The sequence below is a fragment of the Alicyclobacillus fodiniaquatilis genome, from assembly GCF_042678105.1.
GTDB classification, from domain to species: domain Bacteria; phylum Bacillota; class Bacilli; order Alicyclobacillales; family Alicyclobacillaceae; genus Alicyclobacillus; species Alicyclobacillus fodiniaquatilis.
Genome location: NZ_JBHUCX010000075.1, coordinates 73,696 through 83,916 on the forward strand (window position 1 = coordinate 73,696; position 10,221 = coordinate 83,916).

Sequence of the window (10,221 nt, forward strand, 5' to 3'; positions counted from 1 at the left end):
TCGATGAGGATTTGACGGCTAAAAAATCGATTCAGCAACATCGAAAGCCTACCAACTATCTATAACCCCTGCCCATGCGGCAAAGGGGAATAAATTTTGATGTGCCAAGCCTCTGGAACTGGATATTTGGTTCTTATCCTGATTTTCTCCGCTCAGGGGGTACAATTCTCCCGCATACGGCTTTCCGATGTTCTTCACCTTGCGCATTATAGCTGCCATCCGCTTACTCGCTTCAGCCCTTATAACCAAGGAGCCCCCCTCATCATTAAGAGCACAAATCCAAATTCCACAACAATCAGGTCCGAAGACGACTCTCGTGTGGCAAGAGGATAATACAGTCTATCAATACCAAACAACTCAGGCGCCGACAGCGGGACTCCAGCCTGTGGTGGACAGCAATTAGGCATAACAAGCTGTATCAATTGAGGATGACAGTCACTGACAGACATATTATGTGGAATTATCGAAGAAACACAAAGGTATGGTTGTTCCTTAGATAGAGCAAAGACCGAGGAAAAATACCCTCGGTCTTTGCTTGCCGTTCGATGCTTTTTATTAGACCAATAACCCGATTTATGTTTCGTTAAACGCTCTCTGCAACCTGTGATCAGCCTTCATCAGGGATTAATCGCGTAAATGCTACACTTGCTGCTATCGTGCTGAGTAAGCCAGACTTCTCCGTTTCCTACCATGACACCCTCATCATTAACAAACAGCTGGTTGATTTGTTGAGCCGTGATGGCCGACTTCACCTTACGGGTCATGATAGCATCGTAGTTTTGGACAAAAGCTTGTGCATTGGCTATCGATTGTTTTTTTCCATCAGTGTTTACGTTCATCGGATAGGCGCCAAACGCAGCCACTCCCGCTTTGTTCCCTTGTGCAACATCTGTCTTTAATTGATTGAATCCCTGGACGAATGCCGCTGGATCGGATATGCCAGCGACATTTTTCATCTTTGCCGCTAACGAGGCTGACAACTGGTTATTCGATGAATTGTTGCTTGATTGGAATTGCTTTGGATAAGGTTTGTTAGGAACCACTTTTGAACCATTCCAAGTATACGTAATCGTTACAGGTGCTCCGGTTGGGTTTGCAAAAGAATCATTTTTCTTATAGACAGGATAGGTAACAGCAATGCCATTTTCAGCAGCCTTAACACTTGTGATCTCCACGCTTGGTTTTGCAGTATCTGTTCCTAAATACTTCCCATTGAGAAAGAAGAAAATGAACTGATTGTACCCATCCGTTCCGGACACACCCATCCAAGCAGATAATGTTGCGCCAGATGACGTTTTGACCATCGCATTCGGGGTTGTTCCATTTACTGAGTAGCCCTTGCCTTTTATCAACGCGATTTCACTCGTATAATTGGATTGTGACGCTGTTCTGTTAGCTACTGAAGCACTTTTTACTGTGTTGCCTGTATTCGAAGCGGTATTGCTTGTCGGTGTCGTTGAATTGGACACAGCATTGGCGTCGGTCGCGTTTGATGTTGAATTTGTGACTTGATTATTGTTAGCGCCATTTCCATTCAGGCTAGTGGCACAGCCCGCTACAGTCAATAACACTATTCCTATGAGCGGTATTAAAGAAAAGTGCTTATTCATGATGAACCTCCTCGTGTTAGCTTGCATTATCTAGACGAGACAACACGATTTAAAGTTACAATTTGCGATGAGCCGGTGGTTACCATTCTTATAAAGGTAGGTTCGGCACTTTATTGGCGGAGATCCTATTCAAATTTCTAGACATGACGTGATTGCAGACAACTCTCTCAATACTTTTGAATCTTCTACGCCAATTTCCGCTTTAATCGCTATCGGATTAAACCATCCCGAGGGCTGAACAAGAACCACGAAACACAGGCGTATTTTTATGCAAAGCGTCAGTCCACATGGTTTCCTTCATTGTAATCATCTGAATGTTCAAGAACATCCAACACAGCCAAGATGGGTGTTTATTCAAAAACGAGCGATATAATCCGAAGACCCAGTCTCGCCCGTTGTAGTGACATAAGCGTCTTTGCTGGTAATTAAGTTGATCTGTCTTTGAGTTTCAAGATGATTGGTGTTCGCCATGCTTCCTCCTGAACAACTTCCGAAGTCGCCATCCTAAATACCCTAGTGCTGCCCCACACAACAACCCGAATAAGGATGGTAGGATAATTAGCGGGATCAGAATTAGGATCTGGGTAAGGGAATGGATGTTGTGGTTATCAAACCACAAGTATGCATAGGACAAGAGGAAACCAAACACGGCTCCTAATCGTAATGCGTCCTTTTGGCTCTTCCCGAACCATGTTGTCAAAATAAGGACAATAATTCCCCACGGCACCGCATTTAAGAACAGATTCCCATAATTGAGCTGTCCGAAAACAAAAGCAGTAACCAGAGCAAGAAGTAACGTGAACCAATACCGAGTTGGCAGTTTAGTCAAGCTGGGTTTCATCATATATCCCCCATCAACAGCACATTTGCAAAGATTAGACTTGTGTTAACTGGTTAAATCCTTTTATTGCTCCTCGTCGAAGTCCCATCCAAGCGAATATTGTTCCGAGAGCCATAAAGATGATGCCTGTAATGAACATCTGGCTACCCACATCCTGAGTATTGAATAGTTGTGGTGCATAGGCGGTAATCAAGATGATAAGAACTGTTGACAAAACAACGGAAACAACCATGCCAAATAAAATAACAATCTCGGGAACAAGCATAAATTTCAGTTCTCGTAATTGGAAATCCGTTCTGGAAATTGTCAATGAGACCGAAAACGTCCCAACGATTAATTCAATAGCGACTAGCGTCAAGTAACTTAAGAAAAATCGAACCAAATGATGTTCGGCGAATGCAATCCGGTGCCAGTCTGCTAAAATAGCGGTTTCGAGAATGAATAGCAAAAGGCAGGATAAGGCGACCCAAAATGGCACCAATGCGTCTCTTTTCCTAGTTTTGATAGCTCGTTTAACAGAAATAAAGAAAATCGGAAGACCACCGGCCAATAACGCAACAAACGCCAAACATCCAACAATTAAAACGGCAGTGTGGAGAATTCCGAACTCAGGGTGAACCTTATTCGCCGCTTGAAAGAGAGACATTGGATCATTAAGCCGTTGCAACATTCCCCAACCCACTCCAAACAACATAAATGCACAAAACACCATAATCATGCCCGAACGCAGACGATTTGCCATATACATCACTCCTTCCGAAAAACCGCCGTAATTTAAATTTGCATCTATAGCACCCATCAACAGGTCGATGATTGTTGCGGGCGAAATCCCATGTTCTTCTAATACCGCTGACATTTCTTCTTCATACCGTTCACGCCATTGGCGAGGGTAAAGCTTTAGCAACCAACGCATTAAAATCCCTCCATTGTTGCCAATCTGTTCTTTCCAACTGAAGCGACCTGTTCCAATGTTGCAACTTGTTCACGGAGTGCAGCAACACCCTCGCCAGTAATGCGGTACGGTCGCCGTCGTTCTTCGGTGGGGAGTGCTTCTATCCATCCCTGCTTCTCTAAGCGTGTAATCGCGCCGTAAAGCGTTCCTGGCTCCAATTGTGTGCCGCTGAACGCCCGAATGTCTTCCATCATGGCGTAACCGTGTTTTGGACCGTTAGCCAAGCTAGAAAGAATGAGAAACGACGCATCCGAAAAACGTCCTAATTCCTTTTTTCTCATACAATATACCTCCACTTTACTACGTTTCACTTATTAAGTTAAACGTAATATTAAAGCGTTCTTAGATACATGTCAACTAATTTCGGTTCGGAATTTGACCGATCGACGTGTACTTACGTGATGGTCAAATGCAAAATGACGCACCATTCATCCGATATTTGTAGTTGTTCTCGGACTTACTTCTCTCAATGATTAAGATTCTCCCGGCCATTTAGCGGTTTCCTTCTTAGGATAAACCAGACGTTTGGCTTGGAATACCGCGATTTCATAGCCCTTTCAGCCGTTAGGGTACGTTCAAATAAGGGCTGTGCTCTTTTTGAAATTTATGGTATCGATTTTGGATCTCCACTTCTACCTCCGAGGTCTACCCTCTCACGCCTCACAGGGTCCATTTCTGGCCTTACATTCCATCATTCCACCTATCGAAGGGTGGAGGCCAGCTGTGCTGCCCGCCAGGGTCGTTGCCCTCAAGGAATGTTCAGTGTCGCGCTCCGCGCTTCGTTTGTCTGGCTTTGCCTTAACAAAACTGCTAAATCACATGGTGCAAATTAGACTCTCAAGCGGTGTTCTAGTTGCTCGTATGGCAAATCGTACTGCCCCAACAGGATCTGCAGTTCCCGCCGAGCCATTTGGAGCCCTTCCGTAATCCCAATCGACGTGCTTACCGCACAGAATTGTTTATAATATGGTAAACTGCAAACTAATAATTTCTGTTCACCTTTTTTGGATTCACTATACACCTAATGTGCTGAGTTTATAGGAGCAACATATTTTGTGCTGCCTCACAATCCGTACAACAAAGAAATAACTTTTAGTTAACCTATTCCAAATATGACATTGCCCAATAGTCCTAGTGCGTAGGAAACAACACCAACAATAATTCCTGCAATCGTCATTTCCAAACCGCTTGACCACCAAGAACGAACGGTGACTAGACTTTTTAGCGCCCCAACTACGAAGTGGGCTAAAATTGATATGATCGCAGCTAGGATTAAGGCCACCCTGCCACCGATAAAAAAGAATGGTATTAAGGGAACGATTGCTCCAATCAGTGTAGATATCGAGCCTGATGTCGCCGATGACCATGGGTTTCCTTTGGCTGATTCATGAAGTCCATGTTTCTCCTGTGCAACGGTCTGAAGAAACATTTTTTCGTCCTTGGCAATGGTCTTGGCGATATACTGAGCGTCCTTTTCATTAAAACCCTTTACTTGATAGATAAGCGACAAGATTTCAAGTTCACGTTCACGTTGAGTTTCAATCGACCTTCGCGCCCGAGATATGGTTGTGTCCATAAGTTCATTCTCCGACTTAGTTGCCAGCCATGCGCCTGCCCCCATCGATAAGGTACTCGCTAATGCTCCAAATAGGCCCGAGATTAATATCGTGTGGCTGTTAGATGTATAACCTGCTACCCCTGCAATAATGCCAAAAATGGCACCTAATCCATCGTTAACGCCATATATAGCGTCGCCAATCCAATCTGATACATTGTGCTTGTGATCCTTCCCTAAAACCTCGTCTAGCCGTTTTGAAGCGGAAAGAGTCGCCATACATATCACCTCGCTTCTTTATACAATGCCAGTATCGGATTTAGACTGATTCTAAGTCAACGATAATTTGATCTATTAGATACATCTGTATCACACATAAGACTGATCCAAACGATATAAGTTTGCCCGAGCTAAGAACCATTCATCCTGCATTTTGGGCAATCTGGCTATTCTCCTCTCAAATCTTTATTTGAGAATTCACTACTATACTTAATACTAAATTCCAGAAAATCGAAGCTTAATATCATGTTTTCTCAAAAGTGATTGGAGCGACGGAATTGATGAATCAACCTAAGATTATTGCGAAAAAAAAATCAGCTGTCGTCTGTAACGAACGATTAACTGCGCTTGCAGGCGCTGTGCTATTTGTACTCATTGTGACAGAACTTGTCATCACAGCGAACTTACACTCACTGATCTCAGTTCACATTTTTGTGGGCGTGCTTTTGTCTGGACCACTGATCGTAAAGATGTGCAGCACAGGATATCGTTTTTTCCGTTTCTATACGAGGTCGCCTGCTTTCGTCCAGAAAGGCCCACCAAACATATGGCTCCGACTGTTAGCTCCGTTCCTCGTTTTTATCACTTTTTTGGTCTTCATTAGTGGATTTGGGCTGGCATTTGTCGGGCCTACCCACACTGGTCTGTTTTTTAAGATTCATGCCGTTAGTGTTGCTTTGTGGCTGCCTTTAATTGCCGTCCATATCTACGCTCATATCCGAAGGGTACCGCGCCTGATTGCAAATGATTGGAATGGACAATTAGGCGTGTCTGGTCGCAATGGACGTCTCGGGATCAACATCATTGGACTACTTGTGGGGGCGATTGCTGCGATTATAATGATTCCTGTTTCCGCCCCGTGGCACCATTGGCGAATTGGTCATGGATTGCCAAGTCCGCTCACTTTAGGAATCATCGCAGCAGTATTTGCAGTCTTAATCGCGATTCCACTACTCCGAAATGCAAAATTAAAATGATCTTTGTAATGAAATGTTAGCAACATTCGAACCGCGTGAAAAATTTCATTCTGAAATGAACATCTCTACCTTTGAAGCGTATTGAGAAGGAGTGAGATTTTGATGCCAAATGAGCAAAAGCAACTGGAACGTCAACGTAGAGAGAGGAAATTCCGTAGATGGTTGGCTTCTTTGTCATGGACCATGCCCGTCGTAGCCTTTGGTGGTTTCTTTTCCATCTGGCACAATATCAGTGCATCGATTCATTCTGATGCGAAATCCATTCAAAATAAAGCGACTACTACTGCAGTTGAAACAGTTAAACCGACTGAAAAGACAGTCACTACTGCTTCTGCGCTTTACAAAATAGGTTCCACAGGCTCTCAAGTAACAACAATTCAAGAGCAGCTATATGAACTTGGTTACTTTAATCATGCATTTACTGAGTATTACGGGCCTGTCACCTCACAAGCCGTAAAATCATTTCAACAGGCTTATCATTTGACAATCACTGGCGAAATAGACCGTCCAACATTAAATACACTGAAACAAGCGGTCAAGACTCATAAATTGAGGACCCTACCTACTGTAAGTACGAAGCAAACCAATACTCAGACTAGGCAGTCAAGTTCAAGTAGTGCATCGTCTAGCACTAGAAATCAAACACCGACTCGGTCATCCAGTCAGAACAAAGTGACTCAGAGTCAACCGACTGTGCCACCAATCACAAGCTCTTCTGCGTCCCAGCCATGAAAATGAACTTATTTCGTGCAATGGGAACCAACGTCGAATTCATCATCGATGACACTAAATTCCAACCTATTTCATCACTGAATGATGTGATTCTGTCAGCTAAGAGCAGGATGGAAGCTTTGGAGTCCCGATTGACGAGATTTCGTAATGACAGTGAACTATCTCATATTAATCAACAAACTGGAAAATGGATTGCAGTAACGAAAGACACATTTACAATCTTGCGCTTAGCGAACGAACAATTTGATCTAACGAATGGGGTATTTAATCCCTTTATGGGGTATGTGATTCAAAATTTAGGTTATCGTGTGACTTTCAAAGACATTCATAATCAAACCCAAGAACTCTTTAGGATTCAGTATCCCTATTTACCACCTATGCATTCACCATTGCAATTAAATGAAATGACCCAGGAAGTACGCTTAGACAATGGCTATATGTTAGACCTAGGTGGAATTGCAAAAGGATGGATTGTAGAACAAACAGCAGATCACCTTTTAAACAATGGTGTCAGTGATTTTATCTGTAACGCTGGAGGAGACTTAGTTTGCAAGGGAACAAACAACGGTCAGCCATGGGTGGTTGGTATTACTGATCCGTTTAATGAAGATAAACACATTTTCAATCTCAATGTGTCGAACATGTGTGTCGCTACCAGTGGGACTTATAGCAGAACGTGGTCCAAACAAGGGCGAAAAGTTCACCACATTATCGACCCGTTTTTAGGCGAGCCTGCGGACACTGACATTATATCGTGTACAGTGATTTCCCCAAGCCTTATTGAAGCAGAAATTCTAGCAAAGGCTGCATTAATATTAGGTACCTCCGCCGCTCAACAACTTTTTGACATGAATAAACAGTGTGATTGGATAATCGTGAAAATCTCTGGGGAGGTTGAACATTCATGCAACTGATAAACGAGCGTCAACGCTTTCCACTGATCTTAGCCTTCATTATAGCAGCTGCCGTAGTCGGATTTTCGTTTTTTACAACCAAGGTCCTTAATCCGCCTGCAGCTACAGCGAATACTACCTATTGGTACTTAGAGCGCTCAGCAGGATTTACATCTTATGGTTTGTTGTCCATTGCAGTACTACTTGGTGCGTCAAGTTCGCTTTCATTTTGGGACAGATGGAATATGCGTAAACTCATGACTCAGATGCACCAATATGCATCCCTTCTCGTTTTCCCCTTTTTATTCTGTCATCTTTTTGGTCTGTATATGGATAAATCCGTACCTACGACAATCAAAAACTTACTGATTCCATTTACGGATAACTATCGGATGATACCTGTAGCGTTCGGTATTCTCGCGTTATATGCCTGGGTAATGCTAATTGCTAGTTCATACTTTAGAGAAAAGATTGGAGTGAGAGTTTGGCGTACCATCCACATTATTTCATTCCCGATGTTCTTATCTGTAACCTTTCATGGGGTATTTTCGGGAACAGATTCAAATAAACCTTGGGCATTGTTCATTTACCTGTTTCCAACTACACTCTTTGTTATTTTGTGTGTCAAAAGAATGAAGAAGAATCGGTATAAAGAAGTTAAGAAACCCCACCAGAAAGATTACCAAAAGAGCATATAAATCAAAGAAGTGAGAGGGGCAATCCCAAGCCCCTCTTTTCTGACAAGACAGCTTGTTGAATATTCAAATCGTAATTAACTACATCAATATCCATCAAATGGTAATTCATATAAAATACAGTCAGCACAAGCCAACTTCCCACTTGCAAAATGATGTAATGCATCAAGTAGCGCGCAAATATATACCATCTTCTGTATAACCATTCGACTCATTCCAATTAAGTCCTTATGATTGTGTAAAAGAGGAGATGGTCTACAAATGTAGATGAGGGTGTTGGCCGCTTATTTAGAGCAAGTGGTCAATCAGAACTTTCAGGCTCAAGTATCAGAGCAGTTCAAGCAACATCCTATCAGCTTACAGGGGAGCGTCATGAAACTTATTCGCACGCCTTCGCCATAGTAAAACGAATAAGCACAATACCGCAAACGCTATTGGGATGTTCACGAGCAAATCGTTGAGCGCAAAGCCCACGGTAAGAATGACCTGCCAAGATTACTGGCGTATTATCCTGTAATGCACTCAACAGCGACTGCAAATCTCGAATGGTCTGTATTACTGATGGTCCAGACGGATTGGGATCACTTGAAAACGAGGACACTGTTGTGTATCACAAAGGCCCGAATCAGATGCTTCTCCCTCACGGGTTCTTTCTTCCTTTCGAGGTCCATATGAACGAAAATAACCGCTGATGCCAATTAGCTATGATCATCCCCTGGCCTCGAGTTGAAGACGAGTCTGCCAAGCTGTACAAACGCATATCCAACATGGGAATGCATCTTCGATATGGACAGCGAAACTCCGATCTAATAGCTCTTTAGTCATAATGAACGAGGCCAGCCCCATTTCGTAAGCACGTGGGTTACACTGAATTTTGGATAACCAGTGCAGAGCCACAATACGAAAAGGAGCCGGTTACAGTGAAGAATAACATAAAATTCGTAGGTTTAGATGTATCAAAGGACACAATTGCCATTGGAATTGCCGACACAGGCCGGGAAGCGCCGAGATTCCACGGTACCATCGCCAATACACCAGAGGCAGTCCGCAAACTCATTGGAAAGTTAGGGAGCGACGCTCAACTTGAGGTTTGCTATGAAGCGGGGCCAACGGGATATGGATTGGGTACCGCCAACTTCATTCAATGGGTATCACGTGTATCGTGGTGGCTCCATCACTCATTCCAGTTCGCCAGGGGGATCGTGTAAAGACGGATCGACGTGATGCACTGCGAGATCTTGTTCGAGCGCGAGAAGACGCCAAAAAAGATCAATTGGCGGCACGCCATCGCCTGCTCAAGTTCCTATTGCGTAATGGTATCTATGCGCCACAAGGAACAAAATATTGCATGGAAAGCTCAAAATCGATTGCACCGAAAGTACACTCGAATGGTATCCAAAGGGTAAGCCGCATGCTGTGGCAGTCACGGCGGTAGCAAGGGAGTTGCTTGGGTTTATTTGGGCGATAGGTTGTACCGCGGAGCAACACGATAATAAAACACCATTTCTACAATAGCCTAGAGTAGTAGGCAGCAGGTGTGTCATACCATTATTTGTTGAAGCATGAACAGGTTAAATGTCGGACCTGAAGGCAAAGAGCCCGGTGAAGGGAACCCTCGTTTGAACTATGTGCTAGATGGAGTACATCGAACGCACGCGATTAGTCAGAGGCAGCCCTTTGACGGAGG

General features: G+C 43.6%; 9 protein-coding genes. 5 read left to right on the forward strand and 4 right to left on the reverse strand.

What is annotated here, in order from left to right; genetic code table 11:
- Positions 1-617: 617 nt before the first annotated feature.
- The 4 genes from ACFSB2_RS19190 to ACFSB2_RS19205 form a co-directional block, all read right to left on the reverse strand.
- Positions 618-1,610, reverse strand: coding sequence for an LppP/LprE family lipoprotein (locus ACFSB2_RS19190; protein ID WP_377944706.1), 993 nt, complete (start codon positions 1,608-1,610; stop codon positions 618-620).
- Between the two features lie 875 nt (positions 1,611-2,485).
- Complete coding sequence (locus tag ACFSB2_RS19195; protein ID WP_377944707.1) at positions 2,486-3,364, reverse strand: hypothetical protein; 879 nt, start codon at positions 3,362-3,364, stop codon at positions 2,486-2,488.
- Positions 3,364-3,684, reverse strand: coding sequence for a PadR family transcriptional regulator (locus ACFSB2_RS19200; RefSeq protein WP_377944708.1), 321 nt, complete (start codon positions 3,682-3,684; stop codon positions 3,364-3,366). The genes ACFSB2_RS19195 and ACFSB2_RS19200 overlap by 1 nt, the downstream gene beginning before the upstream one ends.
- Before the next feature lie 815 nt (positions 3,685-4,499).
- On the reverse strand, positions 4,500-5,237 hold the full coding sequence (locus tag ACFSB2_RS19205) for a VIT1/CCC1 transporter family protein (RefSeq protein WP_377944709.1): 738 nt from the start codon (positions 5,235-5,237) through the stop codon (positions 4,500-4,502).
- Between the two features lie 281 nt (positions 5,238-5,518).
- Here ACFSB2_RS19205 and ACFSB2_RS19210 point away from each other — a divergent pair, with 281 nt between their 5' ends.
- From ACFSB2_RS19210 to ACFSB2_RS19230, 5 genes are all read left to right on the forward strand, one after another.
- Positions 5,519-6,214: a hypothetical protein gene (locus ACFSB2_RS19210; RefSeq protein WP_377944710.1), complete on the forward strand. Its 696-nt coding sequence runs from the start codon at positions 5,519-5,521 to the stop codon at positions 6,212-6,214.
- Between the two features lie 102 nt (positions 6,215-6,316).
- Complete coding sequence (locus tag ACFSB2_RS19215; RefSeq protein WP_377944711.1) at positions 6,317-6,946, forward strand: peptidoglycan-binding domain-containing protein; 630 nt, start codon at positions 6,317-6,319, stop codon at positions 6,944-6,946.
- The gene (locus ACFSB2_RS19220; RefSeq protein WP_377944712.1) at positions 6,943-7,860 is read left to right on the forward strand and encodes an FAD:protein FMN transferase; all 918 of its coding nucleotides are present in this window, start codon (positions 6,943-6,945) and stop codon (positions 7,858-7,860) included. The genes ACFSB2_RS19215 and ACFSB2_RS19220 overlap by 4 nt, the downstream gene beginning before the upstream one ends.
- Complete coding sequence (locus tag ACFSB2_RS19225) at positions 7,851-8,537, forward strand: ferric reductase-like transmembrane domain-containing protein (protein ID WP_377944713.1); 687 nt, start codon at positions 7,851-7,853, stop codon at positions 8,535-8,537. Before ACFSB2_RS19220 ends, ACFSB2_RS19225 begins: the two co-directional genes overlap by 10 nt.
- Positions 8,538-9,454: 917 nt before the next feature.
- Positions 9,455-9,742, forward strand: coding sequence for a hypothetical protein (locus tag ACFSB2_RS19230; protein WP_377944714.1), 288 nt, complete (start codon positions 9,455-9,457; stop codon positions 9,740-9,742).
- Positions 9,743-10,221 lie beyond the last annotated feature (479 nt).